This window comes from Mesorhizobium sp. P3_A8, assembly GCF_056402995.1.
Genome location: NZ_JBFUGI010000009.1, coordinates 25,283 through 40,970 on the forward strand (window position 1 = coordinate 25,283; position 15,688 = coordinate 40,970).

Consider the following 15,688-nt stretch of genomic DNA (forward strand, 5'->3'; position numbering starts at 1 on the left):
TCAGCGCGGACAGGAGATTGAAATGACCGTCATGGCCAAGCCCGAACAGACCAACGCGCGCACCCTAGTCAGCGCGCCGGCGCTGTCGCCCGCCACCATCGCCAAGCCCGATTTGATCAGCGTCGAGCAGGCCAAGGCGATGGATGTCGCCCGCATGACCGATCTGTTCAAGGCGCATCTCAACCCCGGCCAGCTGCATTTCATGAAGCTGCTCGGCTTCCACAAGATCAAGATCGAGCGTGCCGAAGGCATGTTTTACATCGACCAGAACGGCCGCAAGATCCTCGATTTCTTCGGCGGCTTCGGTTCGCTGGCCTTCGGCCACAACCATCCGCGCATCCTCGAAGCGCGCAAAAAGTTCCAGGAAGAAAAACGCCAGGAAATCGCCATCGCCTTCATGTCGCAATATGCGGCGGCATTGGCGCACAACATCGCCAAATGCTCGCCCGGCGATCTCGACATGGTGTTTTTGGGCTCGTCCGGCTCGGAGGCGATGGAAGCGGCGGTGAAGCTTGCCGAGCGCGCTGCCGGGCCGAAGCGGCCGAAAATCGTCTATGCCGAGAATTCCTTCCACGGCAAGACCAAGGGGGTGCTCGGCATCACCGACGGCCAGCTTTATCGCGCTGATTTCAAAATGGCCGAGAATACGGTGCGTATTCCGTTCGGCGACATCGAGGCGGTCGAGCGCCTGTTCCGTTCCGATCCGGAAGTCGGCGTCATCGTGCTTGAAACCATCCAGGGCGGCGGCGGCATCATCCAGGCCCCTGCCGAATACTGGCAGAAGCTGCGCGCGCTGTGCGACCAGTTTGGTGTGCTGTGGGTGGCCGACGAAGTCCAGTGCGGCTATGGCCGTTCGGGCCGCTTCTATGCCTTCGAGCATTACGGTGTCGTGCCTGATGTGACCGCACTTGCCAAGTCGCTTGGCGCCGGCAAGGCGGCGGTCGGCGCGATGATCGCCAAGCGCGACGTCTACATGAAGGCCTATGGCACGCCGAAGACGGCGATGATCCATGCCATGGCGACCTTCGGTGGCATGGGCGAAGCCTGCGTCACCGCGATCGAGGGCCTCAACGTGCTCTATGACGAGGGGTTGATCGACAACGCCGCCGTCACCGGCGACTATCTGCTGCAGCGGCTGCAGGCGTTGAAGGAAAAATACCCCAAGATCATCAAGGATGTGCGCGGCAAGGGCTTCATGATCGGCCTGGAGTTCCACGACTTCTCGCAGACCTTGCCGATGGTGCTGCGCCCGATCGTCAGTGTGCTCGACGACAAGCTGAAGGGCTCGCTGTCCGGTTTCGTCGGCGCGCTGCTGCTGCGTGACTACGACGTGCTCGTCGCCTTCACCGAATACAACCGCAACGTCATCCGGCTCGAGCCGCCGCTGATCTGCCAGCGCGAGCATGTCGACCGCTTCGTCGATGCCTTCGACAGCTTGCTGTCGCGCGGCATCGTTTCGATCGTGAAGGATTTCGTCAAAAGCCAGGTTCGTTGAGCGAAACGATGCTGACCAAGTCTCCCGCTGCGAAAAACCCACTCGACCGGCTCACCGAGGCTGGTCTGGCGTGGGGCGAGGGGACCTATGCGCGGCTGGCCGCACCGATCGGCGCGGCGGCTTTCGCGCTCTACATCCTTCTGACCGCGTTCACGGCATGGGCGATGCCCGACGCCAACTGGGACATGCTGCCCTATCTCGCAATATCGGAGGAAGGCAGCTATCCCGATGCGCAGGCGCTGCATGACTATGCCTACAGCACCGTCAAATCAGGTGTTTCGGCCGGTGACTACAAGGCCCTGACCGACGATGGCGGCGGCTTCCGCAGCCACATGACGGACAATGCCGCAGACTTCCATTCACTGCTCGGCATGTACCGGATCAAATTCCTCTATGCCGAGATCCTGTCGACGCTGAGTGCGGTGATGTCGCCGGTCGAGGCGATGCGCCTGGTGCAGGTGTTTTCGGTGCTGCTCTTCGGCGCGATCACGTTGCTCTGGCTGCGCAGGGAAAAGGCTTTGGCGCTGGCGCCGGTGGCCGGCGCGGTGCTGATCATGGCTGATTTCGGCGATGCGGCGCGGGCTTCGACGCCGGACCTGCTGACGTCGGCGCTGCTGCTCGGCGGGCTCTACGCCTATATCAGAGGCCGCGAGGTGGCGACGGCGATCCTGCTCTTCCTCGCCTTCATGGTGCGGCCGGACAATATTGTTTTCCTTGCCGTTTTCGCGGTGCTGCTGGTCGCTTTCCGGCAGAAGGCATGGGGTGCGCTGGCCGGCTTTGCCGCGTCCTTCGTCGCCTATTTCGCCATTTCGCACTGGGCCCAGCACCCTGGCTGGTGGCCGCATCTGTGGTTCTCCAGCATCGAGCAGCACTACAATATGGACGGCTTCGAGCCGGCGTTTTCGGTCACCGCCTATCTCAAGGCGTTTGCGACATCGCTGCTGCGCGCCGTCAATCTGAACAGCTGGGTCGGCGTTTCGGTGCTTGCACTGGCCGGCTGGTTCGCCGCCGGCCGCGCCGGCTTCCGTCTCGACCGCCGCGCCGGCATTTTGTTCGCGGCGCTGGTGCTGGGGGCACTGGCCAAATTCACGGTCTTCCCGATCCACGATACGCGCATCTATTTTCCACACCTGATCCCGCCCTTCCTGCTGCTGGCGACGCCGTTCATGGCGCTGTGGGCGGCGGTGACACGCGGCCAGCATCGCGCCGCCTTGCACATCATTCCCGGAGACAAGCCATGAGTTCGCTATCCAACCTGGCGCGCATCGCCTTGTCGCTCGGCCTTCCCTCAGGCCTGCTCGATCGCGGGCCGTCGCTGCGCGGCACGAAATTCCTGGCCAAGGCGGCGCTGAAAGCGCGCTTCGGTGGGGCAGGGCAGCCGTTCCAGATGGTCAATGTCGGCGCCTGCGACGGCGCGCTGTTCGACGATGTCACGCCGTGGCTGCACAAGATTTCCGGCGCCCGCGCCATGCTGGTCGAGCCCATCCCGTACAATCAGAAGCGGCTGCGCGCCAACTATCCCGATACGGACCGCTTCATCATCGAGCCGGTGGCCGTCACCAGGACAAAGGGCACGATCACCGTCCACACGTTCGATGCCGCAGCTCTTGAGGCCGGCACGCTGCCGATCGAGTTCATCGGCTGCTCGTCGGTGACAGATACCAATCTGATGTCGGGCAAGAATGCCTGGGGTGAGGCCGACGCCAACTTCAACAAATTCGCGCCGCATCTGAAGGACATCGAAGTGCCGTCGGAAACACTGCAGACGTTGCTCGACCGCAACGGCATCAGTCATATCGATGCCTTCCTTGTCGATTGCGAAGGTGCCGACTGGATCGTCTTCGAACAGCTCGACCTCAAGCGCTATCGTCCGGGCATGATCAAGGTCGAGGTAGGAGCGCTGCCGGCAGCCGAGATCGGCCAGGTCGTGGTCAAGCTGAAGACGGCGGGCTATCAGGTCGGCTTCCAGGCCGAGGACATCTGGGCATTCGCCTGAAGCCAGCTTTTTCCTGATCCATATCGGGTCGCGCCGCATCCGTGGCGTGTCGCAAACAGGCGGTAGCGTCGTGCCGGTCGCCTGCATATTGTGCGCCGATCAAAACGGGCGCCGACGTTGCCCGCAATAGCACTTTGGAGTCGCGGGCAATGGCAGAGTTTCCGAAAAAGGCGAAGGTCGTCATCATTGGCCTCGGCGGTATTGTTGGCGCATCGATCGCCCATCACCTGATCGAGCGCGGATGGGACGATATCGTCGGCATCGACAAATCGGGCATCCCGACCGACATCGGTTCGACCGCGCATGCTTCCGACTTCTGCTACACGACCAGCCACGACTTCCTGTCCTGCTGGACGACGCTTTATTCCATCGATTTCTACGAGAAGATGGGTCACTACGCCCGCATCGGCGGCCTCGAAGTGGCCCGCGTCGGCGACGACGGCCGCATGGACGAGATCAAGCGCAAGATCGCTTCGGCCAAGGCCTTTGGAACACGTGCGCGCCTGATCGAACCGGCCGAGATCAAGGAAAAATTCCCGCTGATCGAACAGGACATGGTGCAGGGCGGGCTCTGGGACCCGGACGCCGGCCTCGTCATCCCACGCTCGCAGACCGTTGCCGGCAAGCTGGTTGACCAGGCGGAAGCGTCGGGCAAGCTGAAATCCTTCGCCAACACGTCGGCCAGGTCGCTCGTCGTCAAGGACGGCCGCATATCAGCCGTGGTGACCGACCGCGGCACCATCGAGGCCGACTATGTCATCGTCTGCGCCGGCATCTGGGGCCGGCTGATCGCGGAAATGGTCGGCGAAGACCTGCCGGTCATGCCGATCGACCATCCGCTGACTTTCTTCGGCCCCTACAATGAGTTCGCCGGCACCGGCAAGGAGATCGGCTGGCCGCTGCTGCGCGACCAGGGTAATTCCGCCTATATGCGCGATACCGGCGATCCCAAGACCGCCGAGGGCGGCCAGATCGAGTGGGGCTATTACGAAGAAAACAATCCGCGCCTTTGCCATCCGCGCGATCTGCTGGAAAAGCATGAGGCGCGGCTGTCGCCTTCGCAGCGCGACCTCGACATGGAGCAGATCCTGGCGCCGCTCGAACGCGCCATGGAACTGACGCCGATCCTGGGCGAACTCGGCTACAACGAAAGCCATTCCTTCAACGGCCTGCTACAAGTGACGGCCGATGGCGGCCCGTCGATGGGCGAGAGCCAGAAGGTGCGGGGTCTCTGGTATGCCGTCGCCATCTGGGTCAAGGACGGCCCCGGCATGGGCAAGCTGATCGCCGACTGGATGACCGACGGCCGCACGGCGATCGACCACCACGCCATCGACTATGCGCGCTTCTATCCGCACCAGACCAAGGAACAATTCATCTGGGATCGCTGCACCGAGACGGCGATGAAGGTTTACAATCCGGCGGTGCATCCGCGCGAGCCCTTCTCCAAGGGTCGCAACATCAGGCGCTCGCCGTTCTGGGAGCGCGAGAAAGAACTCGGCGGCTATTTCATGGAATTGGGCGGCTGGGAGCGCGCCCATGGCTACGCCGCCAACGAGCACCTTTTGGAGAAGTATGGCAACCGGGTACCCGTGCGTGAGAACGAGTGGGACAACCGCCATTTCTGGCGCGTCTCCAATGCCGAGCACCTGGCGATGAGCGAGGATTGCGGCATCGTCAATCTCTCGCACTTCTCGATGTACGACATTGAGGGACCCGACCATGTCGCGCTGCTGGAGTGGCTGTGCGCGGCCAAGGTCGGCGGCGACAACAATATCGGCAAGGGCATCTACACCCACTTCCTCGACGAAGAAGGCATGGTGCGCGCCGACTTCACCGTCATCCGCATGGCTGATCGTTGTCGTTTGATCGACGGCGCCGACGCCGGCCCGCGCGACTTCCGCTACATGCAGCGTACCGCGCAGGACAAAGGTTTCGATGTCACCATCACCGATGTGACGGAGAAATACGTGACCATCGGCATATGGGGTCCGAACGCCCGCACGACCCTGCAGAAGGTGGTCGAGAATCCGGACGGGCTGTCGATCGAAAACTTCCCCTTCGCGGCAATCAAGCCAGTCAGGATCGGCGGCAAGGATGTCACCGCTTTCCGCATCTCCTATGTCGGCGAACAGGGCTGGGAACTGCACATGCGCTACGAGGATGGCCTCGCCGTCTGGGACGCGCTGCGCTCGACCGGCGTGATGCCGTTCGGCGTCGAGACCTATGCCAATACGCGCCGCATGGAAAAGAGCCTGCGGCTGCAGAACGCCGACCTGCTGACCGAGTACAATCTGCTTGAAGCCGATCTGGCGCGTCCGAAGGTCAAGGAGAACGATTTCTGCGGTAAGGCCAAGCATGTCGAATACCGCGCCCGCGAGCATCAGCCGGCGACGCTGTGCACGCTGGTGATGACCGAGAACACTGACTCCAAGGGCGTCGCCCGCTATCCCGTGGGCATCATGCCGGTGATGGATCCGACCACCGGCGAGACGCTGGTCGACGAACTCGGCCGCCGCTCCTTCACCACTTCGGTCGCCTATGGCCCGACCATCGGCAAGAACATCGCGCTTGCCTACCTGCCGCATTCGTATGCGCAGGAAGGCCGCAAGCTCAAGGTCGAGTATTTCGGCGAGACCTATCCGGTCGAAGTCGCCGGCGTCGGCTACAAGCCGCTCTACGACCCGGAGAACCTCAAGCCGCGCAGCTGATCTTCGGCCGAGAGTGTACCGATTGCAAAAGCCTGGCTTCGAGCCGGGCTTTTGTCTTTTTAACCGGATGATTCTCGCTTACCGTCGTGACGGGCGGAGTAGAGCACTTGCAACGGTTCGGCTGGGATAAGAAGAACGATGCGTTCGTGTTCACGACCAGCGGGAACGTTCCCGTTCGTGTCAGTTGGACCTTTGCTGTTCCAATTATCTTGCCTTTTCTGCGGGAGTGGTCGACGCGGCCGATGGATGCCTTGATCCATACGTTCGTATTTGCCGTGTTGTTCTTCGTGTCGGTGTTTTTACATGAACTGGCGCATGTATGGGCTGCGCGCCGACAGGGCATCGGCACCGAGAGGATAGAACTCTATCTCTTTGGTGGGTTTGCTTACTTCAAGCGGGGCGTAGCCTCGCCGCGTGGTTGGGCATGGATCGCATTTGCGGGTCCATTGGCGAATATCGTTTTGGCAGCGGGTCTCGCTGCTTCCTATTATTTCCTCGCGGCGCTGTTGCCGCCCGTTGAGGTGGATAGTCTCTTCAATTCGCCGCCTCCAGGGCCGGTCAACCTTCTGGAATGGACACTTTGGATTGGCGCTTTGCTGAACGGGGCGCTCTTCATCCTCAACATTCTTCCCGCCTATCCCCTCGATGGCAGCACGATTGCGCGGCATCTGCTTGCACGGCGCTTCGGAAGCGGCACGGCAGCACGGATCGTCGGCTTCTGTGGCGTCGTCCTCTCGATCTTGCGGTTTGTTGTCATCCTCGCTGCTGCCATATCGGGCGTCCTGCTATGGCTTCCGCCGGCGTTCAAGCCGAATTGGCGAGCGTTTCGCGGCACCGGCAAGAAGAAGCCCAATCCGTCGCGCCCAGTCGAGGCCGACGATGACGTGGAGTGGCGCGGCAGAGGCGGACGGCCGATCAACAAATAGTATCAGTGCCGCTAAGCTCCGACCGGCGTTGTGAAGGTTGCGTCCCGAAACCAGCAGATACGGCTTTTTTCTTTGCCACAATACGATTCTCGCTTACCTTTACGGCATGTCTGCTTTCTCCTGCGCAAGACATCTCTTTTCCGGCTGCGCCGCGCTGGCGCTGACGCTCTGGCTGGCGTCGGGAACCCGTGCGGACGAGCCGGTCGATGTCGAACTGGTGCTGGCGGTCGACGTTTCGCTGTCGATGTCGGCGGACGAGCTCGAGATCCAGCGTCATGGCTACGCGGCGGCACTCACCCACGACAACGTACTGCAGGCCATCGCCGATGGCGCCTATGGCAAGATCGCCGTCACCTATGTCGAATGGGCCGGCACCACGTGGCAACGCGTCATCGTGCCGTGGACCGTGATTGCCAACCGCGCCGATGCGGAGCGGGTGGTGGCGCAATTGTCGGCGCAGCCGCCGAACAGCGCGCGGCGCACCTCGATCTCCGGTGCGCTGGAGTTCGGCAGCGACCTTTTCGCCGAAAGCGGCTACCAGGGCACCAAGCGGGTCATCGATATTTCCGGCGACGGACCCAACAATCAGGGCGCGCCGGTCAATCTCACCCGCGACGGCGTGGTCAGGCAAGGCATCATCATCAACGGCCTGCCGCTGATGACCCGGGGTGGGTTTTCCGGCGTCTACGATGTCAACGATCTCGACCGCTACTACAGCGACTGCGTCATCGGTGGCCCGGGAGCGTTCATGATCCCGGTCAACGACTGGACGCAATTTCCCGAAGCCATACGCCGCAAGTTGGTGCTGGAGCTTGCCGGCCCGGCGTCGCCGCTATGGGCGGCGGAGGAGGCGGATCATCCGCCCGTGGTGCTGGCGCAGGACAAGCCCGCCAGCGACTGCCAGATCGGCGAGAAGATGTGGCGCAACCGCAGCTGGATGTTGGACAGCCGCTAGGCCGACCGCGCTGTCCAGCATCCGGCGGCTGGAACGACCGCGTCTCATCGGCCAAATGCTATTCGAAGGCTATTGAGGGGCAGGGCTTCAGCCCTGCTGAGCGTCGGCGGCGAGGTGAGCCTGCCGGGTGCCGCCGAACACGTTCCTGTTGATTGACAAGCCGATAGGCGTCTGTGAACAATTTCGCCCAGAGAAACAAAGGGGAACCGACATGAACAGGATCGCCGTTTTCGCCGCAACTTTGACGCTTGCCGCCGGTTTGTCCGCGCCGGTGATGGCCGCCACCTCGGTCACCATCGGCATCAGCGGCTGGACCGGCTTTGCACCGCTGACGCTCGCCAAGCAAGCGGGCCTCTTCGAGAAGCACGGCCTCGACGTGACCTTGAAGAAGGTGCCGCAGGCCAGCCGTCCGCTGGCCATCGCCAGTGGCGACCTGCAATGCGCCGCCACCACCGTCGAGACCTGGTTGGTGTGGAATGCCAGCGGGGTGACCACCAAGCAGATCTTCCAGCTCGACAAATCCTATGGCGCGGACGGCATTGTCGTGCGCAACGACATCAAGAGCGTCGCCGATCTCAAGGGCAAGAACGTCGCCTCCTCGGCGCCGGGCACCTCGCCCTATTTCATGCTTGCCTGGATGCTGAACAAGAACGGCATGTCGACCAAGGACGTCACCGTCGTCAATCTGGAGCCGGATGCGGCCGCGCAGGCCTTCCTTGCCGGCCAGAACGATGCCGCCGTCACCTATGAGCCGTTCATCTCGGCGGTGCGCGACAAGGCCGACCAGGGCCACATCCTGGCGACCACGCTCGACTATCCGATGGTGCTCGACACAGTCGGTTGCACGCCCGAATTCCTCAAGGCCAATCCTGACGCCGCCAAGGCGCTTGCCGACAGCTATTTCGAAGCGCTCGACCTGATCAAGAAGGACCCGCAGAAATCCTACGAGATCATGGGCGCCGACGTGAAGCAGTCGGCCAAGGAATTCGAGGATTCGGCGAAGTACCTGAAATGGGCCGACAAGGCCGACAACCAGCAGTTCTTCGCCAAGGAATTCCCCGATTTTTCTAAGACCGCCGGCGATCTGCTGCTGCAGATGGGGCTGATCAAGGAAGCGCCAGATGTGGCCACGCTGGCCGACACCAGCGCGGTGGCGAACTGATCGTCCGGTCTTCGCCCATCCTGCGGCGGCGCCTGGCGCCGCCGTCCTCTCCTGGACAAGTGACCATTTGATGGGGACGATGTGAAGATGCGCCCCTTGCATACAGTCTCGCCGGGCCTGCGAACGGTGCTCGGCATTTCCTTCTTCGTGCTGTTCGTCGCCTTCTGGGCCTGGATCACGCTTGGCGGACACGTCAACCGCATCTTCCTCGCCGATCCGCTGTCGATGCTCAGGGATGGCTGGCGGCTGCTGGTCGAGGACCGGTTCTGGCTTGACATACTGATCACCATCTGGCGGGTTTTCGGCGGCTTTCTGCTGGCCTCGGTCGTCGCCGTGCCGATCGGCATCGCCATGGGCGCCTGGAAGCCGGTGGAAGCGTTCCTGGAGCCATTCGTCTCCTTCGCCCGCTATCTGCCGGCCTCGGCCTTCATTCCGCTGCTCATCCTGTGGGCCGGCATCGGCGAACTGGAAAAGCTGCTGGTCATCTTCGTCGGCTCGGTGTTCCAGATCATCCTGATTGTTGCCGTCAAGGTCGGGTCGACACGGCGCGACCTGGTCGAGGCCGCCTATACGCTGGGCTCGACCAACAATGGCATCGTCAAACGGGTGATCATGCCGGCCAATGCGCCCGAAATCGCCGAGACGCTGCGGCTGGTGCTCGGCTGGGCCTGGACCTATGTCATCGTCGCCGAGCTGATCGGCTCGTCGTCGGGCATCGGCTACATGATCATCAACAGCCAGTCACGGCTGGCGACGGGACAGATCATCTTCGGCATCATCGTCATCGGCCTGATCGGGCTGCTGTCCGATTTCGCCTTCAAGGCGTTCAACCGCTGGCTCTTTCCATGGAGCCTGGCGTGAGCAAGCTTCTCGTCGAGGGCGTCTCGCGCACCTTTGCCGGCGTGCGCGGTGGGCAGCCGGTCAAGGCACTGATGCCGGTCGACCTGGCGGTCGCCGCCAATGATTTCATCACCATTCTGGGGCCGTCCGGCTGCGGAAAATCGACGCTGCTGAGGATCGTCGCCGGTCTCGAGGCGCCGAGCGAGGGTCGTGTGCTGCTCGACGGCAAGGCGGTGACGCGGCCGGGGCCGGATCGCGGCATGGTCTTCCAGTCCTACACGCTGTTCCCGTGGCTGACGGTGGCAGAAAACATCGCCTTCGGCCTGCGCGAACGCGGCATGGCGCAAAAGGAGCGGGACGGGATCGTCGCTTCCTATGTCGATCTCGTCGGGCTGAAGGGATTCGAGAACCATTGGCCGAAGCAGCTTTCCGGTGGCATGCAGCAGCGTACCGCGATTGCCCGAGCGCTCGCCAACGATCCTGAGATTCTTCTGCTTGACGAGCCGTTCGGCGCGCTCGACAACCAGACCCGTGGCCTGATGCAGGAGCTTCTGCTCGGCATCTGGGAGCGACGCAAGAAGACGGTGCTGTTCGTCACCCACGACATCGAGGAGGCGATCTTCATGGCCTCGCGCGTCATCGTGATGACGGCGCGACCCGGCCGCATCAAGTCGGATGTCGCCATAGACCTGCCGCATCCGCGTCATTACACGCTGAAGACCAGCCCGGAATTCTCAGCCCTGAAGGCACGGCTTACCGAGGATATTCGTGTCGAGGCGATGCGGACGGCGCAGGGGCGGCCGGCCGAGGCCTGATCTGGGATCAAGGTTTGATCCTTGATCCGGGATCAAGGCTTGATCCCGGGATCAGGCCGCCAGTAGCTGCTTGCGGTCGACGCGCTCCTGCTGCGGCGAGCGGGCGTAGAGTTCGCGGTAGCATTTGGAGAAATGCGAGGCCGAGACGAAGCCGCAGGCGACCGCTACCTCGACCACCGGCATCGACGACTGGATCAGCAGATGCCTGGCGCGGTCGAGCCGGATTTCCAGATAGTAGCGGGCTGGCGACCGGCCCATCTCGGTGCGGAACAGGCGCTCGATCTGGCGGCGCGACAGGTCGACATGGTCGGCGATCTCGATCAGCGACAGCGGCTCGGAGAGATTGCCTTCCATCAGCTCGATGATGGTCAGCACTTTTGAGTTCTGCACGCCGAGGCGGGCGCGCAGCGGCAGGCGCTGGCGGTCGGTCGGGCTGCGCACGCGGTCGGTCAGCACCTGTTCGCACACGCGATTGACGAGGCTCTCGTCGAAATCGTCGCCGATTAGCTTCAGCATCATGTCGAGCGCGGCGGTGCCGCCGGCGCAGGTGTAGATGTTCTGGTCGATCTCGAAGAGGTCGGCAAAGACATTGGCCTTCGGAAACGCCTCGGAAAAGCCCGGCAGGTTTTCCCAGTGGATGGCGCAGCGCTTGTTGGACAAGAGGCCGGCGGCGGCCAGGATATGCGCGCCGGTGCACAGGCCGCCGACGGCGACGCCGCGATTGTACTCTTCGCGCAGCCAGGCGAAGGCCGACTTGTTCTGGTAGCGCTCGACATTGATGCCGCTGCAGACGATGGCCATGTTGGGCCGCTCGGGCCCGGCCATCTTCTTGCGCTCTTCCTCGAGCGAGGTGTTGACCGCGCATTCGACGCCGTTCGAAGCCCGCACCGGCTTGCCGTCGATGCTGGCCAGGCGCCAGCGATAGGCCTCGTAGCCAAGCATGCGGTTGGCCGAGCGCAGCGGGTCAAGCGCGGTCGCAAACGCGATCATGGTGAAATCGGGAACAAGGAAGAATACAAACGATCGCTTGATCGGATGCTTTACGGCGTTCAAGGGAACCTCACGCAGCCATGGCGCGAACAGGATGTCGCGAATAGCATAGCGTCATCAGGAAAAACCTTGCTTGTCAATCGGCTACGCTGCCTTGACGAGACAAAATTTGCGACATGGGTCGCAAATGGGCAATTGCTGTGCGGCGCTGCTCCGGAGAGCAGCATCAACTGTTCAAGCGACAGGCAAAATGTACAAAGTCGAAACAAAAACGCCGCCGTGGCTGGAGCCAGGCGGCGCTACAGTCTTAAAGCAGCGGCAGGGAGGCGCTGCCTGGAAAAAAGGTCAGGCGACGAAGCCGAGGCGCGCCGCAGCCATGGCGCCGGTCTGGCCAGGCATGGTGTTGGCAAGGCGCTGGCGCTCAAGAGCGGTGGTCAGGTTCATTTCGCGGCGGGCGAAGAGGCGGGCAAAAAGCTTCATGATCATCTCCATTCGGTTGCTCAGACGGGTCGCCTTCGCTTTATGGAGTGGGGCAGCTCGTTTGCTGCAGGTGATATAGGCTTGTGCTGCATGAAACTAAATCGCAAAAGCGAAGCGCTTGATATGAAATGCGACACCGAATGCGACAAATTTGGGCAGCGTGCTGGAAAATTATGATTGTTTACAAGGCATTAATTCGAAATCAGGGCCGCTATGCGGCTTGCTCATATGCGCCATGCGTTGGCGACATGGCTTCAAAACTCATTTGAATACAAATAAAGTGCGGAGGGCTTAAGGGGTAAAATAGAGAAGGCCTGCCGGGCTGGGTGCGCGGCAGGCCTTCAGCATTTGGTACACACGGTTTACTTCGCTCCAGCCCACGATCCAACGCCGTTGCGAATGCCGGACTTGGTGTCGGAAGCTTCAGGCCAGCCGATGTCCTTCTGCAGTTCGATCGGCAGGGAGCGGATGGCGCGTTCGGTCTGGTAGCGGGCGCGTGCCGCGCTGAATTCAGTCGCGATGCGACCGAGGGACGACAGGATAGACATTTCATTCTCCTTTGGTGGCGGGCCGGAGATATTCCGACCTTTGATCTGTGGGGCCTTACACGCGGCGTGTTTCAACCCCATTTCATGTCGATTGCAGGTCTGTGTCGTGGTCGTTTCGTGGCTGCTTGTGGCAGCTACCTGCTTCGATGGAGTTGACTATCCTCCCAATCTGATGTTCAATCAAACGAAATGGAATGATGCTTTGTATCAGAAAAATTGAAGGTCGGTTCCCATGAACGCCCCGCTCAATCATCCGCTGCCCCTGCTCGATCTCGACGTTTTGCGCACTTTCGTGGCGATTGCCGAGACCGGCAGCTTCACCACCGCCGCCAATGCCGTGTTCCGCACGCCCTCGGCTGTCTCCATGCAGATCAAGAAGCTGGAGGACATTCTTGGCCGCTCGGTGTTCGCGCGCGACGCCCGCTCGGTGTCGCTGACGACGGATGGCGAGATGCTGCTCGGTTATGCGCGGCGCCTGCTGTCGATCAACCGCGAGGTTGTGTCGAAGTTCATCATTCCCGAGATTGTCGGCGTGGTGCGGCTCGGTTCACCGGATGATTACGGCGAGCGCGTGCTGCCGCATGTGCTGAAGCGCTTCGCGCAGTCGCATCCCTCGATCGCCGTCGACGTCACCATCGACCAGAGCAGTAATCTGCGCCGGCGCATGGACGACCGCGCGCTCGACATCACGCTTCTGACCAATTCCTACAAGACCAGCGCGCTCGGCGCCGAGGTGCTTTTGACCGAGCCGATCGTGTGGGCCGGCGCCAAGGGCGGTAGCGCGCATCTGCGCGAGCCGCTGCCGGTGTCGCTGTGGGAAGAGGGCTGCGCCTGGCGGGCCGGTGCGCTCGATGCGCTGGGACGCGAAGGCCGCAACTACCGCATCGCCTATATGAGCGCACACACGGCCGGCCAGCGCGCCGCGATCATGTCCGACCTCGCGGTCGCGCCGCTGCCGAAGTCGTTTCTGGGCAACGACATGGTCGAACTCTGCCCGAAGGACGGCATGCCCGATATCGGCACCTACAATCTGGCCATGGTGGTGGCGCCGGACGCCAGCGCCCCGGTCAAGGCCGTCGCCGACCATATCCGCGCGACCTTCGAAGTGTTCCGGGAAACCGGCAAGTTCTGATCCGCCGGGATCAGACCGAGGGCAGAAGCGCTACTCCGCCGCGTCGGCGGAGGGCGCTTCGAACCTTGTTTTCATGTCTTGCCTGATCGGCGAGGGGCTCTCGTTGAGAAACGCCACGATGTGCTGGCGGGCGCGCCGCGATTCCGGCATGTCGAACAGTGGCCAGACATGGAACATGCCTTGCTCGTGGACGACGTCGACCTCGGCGCCGGCGGCACGCGCCTTTTCCGCGAAGACCAGATTGTCGGGGGTCAGGAGATCACGCGAGCCCGTCAGAAGCAGTGTCTTGGGCAGCACGGAGAGATCACCGTAGACCGGGCTGATGTGCCAGTCGCTGCGGTCGATGCCGGCGCTGTACATCCGGATCGCTTCGAGGCCGCCTGGAATGCCGAGCCAGGGGTCGTTGCGTTCAGCCTCGAACAGCTTTGGGTTGGAAAGCGACATGTCGACACCGGGCGAGATCAGCACATGGCGCGACGGCAGGGGCAAGCCTTCTTCGGCAGCCATCATGGTCAGCACCACGGCCATATTGCCGCCGGCGGAATCGCCCATGAAGATGATGTCTTCCGCTTCCGTCTCGTCGAGCATCTGGCGATAGACGTCGCCGACCATGCCGAACATGGCGTGGAAATCGTGTTCCGGGGCGATGGGATAGATCGGCACGGTGATGCCGTAGCCCAGCCGGTCGGCCATGTCGGCGATCAGGTGCCAGTGATAGGGCGTGATCTCAAACACATAGGCGCCGCCATGCAAATAGAGGATCCGCTTGTACTCGCCGGCTCTTGGAGCGATTTCATAGACCGGAAAACCGTCGACGGTGTGTGTCTGGATGTCCAGGCGCTGCTGCAACGAGGCCGGCGGATGGTGATCCTCGGTCTTGCGCGCGGCCGCGATCCAGCGCTGCAGGTTTTCCGGGCTGGAAAACGCTTGCTTGCGGCTGTACCTGAGCACGAAGGACACGACGTGGCTTTTGAAACTTGGCATGCGGATACACGAACTTCGGCAAGAGCCGACTAAGAGAAACCTCCACTATTTCCGAAGATCGTACCTTGGCCGAGAAAGTCAAGTTTTACGCAGTGTCCACACGCCGCTGTGATCTGCGCCACTGACGTCAGCGGCGCGGCAGAAGTGCCGCGCGCAACCGGTTGCTGGTTGCCGCCGGGGATGTGCGAGATCCCCGGCGCTTGCCGAGCAATTTGCATTTGTCGGCGAAGGTCATCAGCGCGCCGTACCCAGAAGCAACGAGGTGAGCGCGGCTTGCGGGTCGCTGGGCGGCGATGCCGGCCAGCCAATGTCCTTCTGGACATGCGCCGGCAGGCTGTTCAGCGCGCGGATCGCCTTGTTCCTGGCATGGGTCTGCCTGATGGTCGCACCGAAGCGGCCGAGATTTCCAAACATCGACATTTTCATCTCCCTTGAAGAACGGCGGTAGCCAAGGATTATCTTCGGCCGCCGTTCGATGCGGGGTAAATGCGCCTGCTATGTATCGGATGGATTTCGCGAAAACAGCGTTTCGGTTTCCAGATCGCTTCGATCCGGAAACATTTGCATGCAAATGAGTTTGCGGCCCGAAGGGATTGCTTCTCGGCCATGTCGCGGCCAACCGAAAGCGACACTGTAACGCTACCTACGGTTTTA

General features: G+C 62.1%; 15 protein-coding genes. 11 read left to right on the forward strand and 4 right to left on the reverse strand.

Features of this window, described 5'->3' with window-relative positions; genetic code table 11:
* Nucleotides 1-22: 22 nt before the first annotated feature.
* From AC1DX4_RS21145 to AC1DX4_RS21185, 9 genes are all read left to right on the forward strand, one after another.
* Entirely contained in the window at nucleotides 23-1,495 is a 1,473-nt protein-coding gene (locus tag AC1DX4_RS21145; RefSeq protein WP_477222135.1) for an aspartate aminotransferase family protein, read from the forward strand.
* A gap of 8 nt (nucleotides 1,496-1,503) precedes the next feature.
* The gene (locus AC1DX4_RS21150; protein ID WP_477222136.1) at nucleotides 1,504-2,736 is read left to right on the forward strand and encodes a glycosyltransferase 87 family protein; all 1,233 of its coding nucleotides are present in this window, start codon (nucleotides 1,504-1,506) and stop codon (nucleotides 2,734-2,736) included.
* On the forward strand, nucleotides 2,733-3,491 hold the full coding sequence (locus AC1DX4_RS21155) for an FkbM family methyltransferase (protein ID WP_477222137.1): 759 nt from the start codon (nucleotides 2,733-2,735) through the stop codon (nucleotides 3,489-3,491). The genes AC1DX4_RS21150 and AC1DX4_RS21155 overlap by 4 nt, the downstream gene beginning before the upstream one ends.
* A gap of 149 nt (nucleotides 3,492-3,640) precedes the next feature.
* Nucleotides 3,641-6,202 carry a GcvT family protein gene (locus AC1DX4_RS21160; RefSeq protein ID WP_477222138.1) on the forward strand — a complete coding sequence of 854 codons (2,562 nt, stop codon included), beginning with the start codon at nucleotides 3,641-3,643 and terminating at the stop codon, nucleotides 6,200-6,202.
* Nucleotides 6,203-6,309: 107 nt separating this feature from the next.
* The gene (locus AC1DX4_RS21165) at nucleotides 6,310-7,128 is read left to right on the forward strand and encodes a site-2 protease family protein (protein ID WP_477222139.1); all 819 of its coding nucleotides are present in this window, start codon (nucleotides 6,310-6,312) and stop codon (nucleotides 7,126-7,128) included.
* Nucleotides 7,129-7,234: 106 nt separating this feature from the next.
* Nucleotides 7,235-8,083 (forward strand): DUF1194 domain-containing protein, encoded by an 849-nt coding sequence (locus AC1DX4_RS21170; RefSeq protein WP_477222140.1) that lies wholly within the window; start codon nucleotides 7,235-7,237, stop codon nucleotides 8,081-8,083.
* Between the two features lie 211 nt (nucleotides 8,084-8,294).
* Nucleotides 8,295-9,245, forward strand: coding sequence for an ABC transporter substrate-binding protein (locus AC1DX4_RS21175; protein ID WP_477222141.1), 951 nt, complete (start codon nucleotides 8,295-8,297; stop codon nucleotides 9,243-9,245).
* Between the two features lie 87 nt (nucleotides 9,246-9,332).
* Complete coding sequence (locus tag AC1DX4_RS21180) at nucleotides 9,333-10,106, forward strand: ABC transporter permease (RefSeq protein WP_477222142.1); 774 nt, start codon at nucleotides 9,333-9,335, stop codon at nucleotides 10,104-10,106.
* Nucleotides 10,091-10,900 carry an ABC transporter ATP-binding protein gene (locus tag AC1DX4_RS21185; RefSeq protein ID WP_477222143.1) on the forward strand — a complete coding sequence of 270 codons (810 nt, stop codon included), beginning with the start codon at nucleotides 10,091-10,093 and terminating at the stop codon, nucleotides 10,898-10,900. Before AC1DX4_RS21180 ends, AC1DX4_RS21185 begins: the two co-directional genes overlap by 16 nt.
* Before the next feature lie 51 nt (nucleotides 10,901-10,951).
* Here the strand turns inward: AC1DX4_RS21185 and AC1DX4_RS21190 are convergent, their stop codons facing one another.
* On the reverse strand, nucleotides 10,952-11,890 hold the full coding sequence (locus AC1DX4_RS21190) for a GlxA family transcriptional regulator (RefSeq protein WP_477222385.1): 939 nt from the start codon (nucleotides 11,888-11,890) through the stop codon (nucleotides 10,952-10,954).
* A 45-nt stretch (nucleotides 11,891-11,935) separates the two neighbouring features.
* Between AC1DX4_RS21190 and AC1DX4_RS21195 the strand changes: the two genes are divergently transcribed.
* The gene (locus AC1DX4_RS21195) at nucleotides 11,936-12,547 is read left to right on the forward strand and encodes a hypothetical protein (RefSeq protein WP_477222393.1); all 612 of its coding nucleotides are present in this window, start codon (nucleotides 11,936-11,938) and stop codon (nucleotides 12,545-12,547) included.
* A gap of 185 nt (nucleotides 12,548-12,732) precedes the next feature.
* Here AC1DX4_RS21195 and AC1DX4_RS21200 read toward each other — a convergent pair whose 3' ends face one another.
* Nucleotides 12,733-12,918, reverse strand: coding sequence for a hypothetical protein (locus tag AC1DX4_RS21200; RefSeq protein ID WP_027051330.1), 186 nt, complete (start codon nucleotides 12,916-12,918; stop codon nucleotides 12,733-12,735).
* A 232-nt stretch (nucleotides 12,919-13,150) separates the two neighbouring features.
* Here AC1DX4_RS21200 and AC1DX4_RS21205 point away from each other — a divergent pair, with 232 nt between their 5' ends.
* A complete protein-coding gene (locus AC1DX4_RS21205) occupies nucleotides 13,151-14,050 on the forward strand; it encodes a LysR substrate-binding domain-containing protein (RefSeq protein ID WP_127411553.1) in 900 nt (299 codons plus the stop codon).
* 30 nt (nucleotides 14,051-14,080) lie between these two features.
* On the opposite strand, the gene AC1DX4_RS21210 is transcribed toward AC1DX4_RS21205, so the two are convergent.
* Complete coding sequence (locus AC1DX4_RS21210) at nucleotides 14,081-15,034, reverse strand: alpha/beta hydrolase (RefSeq protein ID WP_477222144.1); 954 nt, start codon at nucleotides 15,032-15,034, stop codon at nucleotides 14,081-14,083.
* Between the two features lie 234 nt (nucleotides 15,035-15,268).
* On the reverse strand, nucleotides 15,269-15,454 hold the full coding sequence (locus AC1DX4_RS21215) for a hypothetical protein (RefSeq protein WP_464610070.1): 186 nt from the start codon (nucleotides 15,452-15,454) through the stop codon (nucleotides 15,269-15,271).
* Nucleotides 15,455-15,688 lie beyond the last annotated feature (234 nt).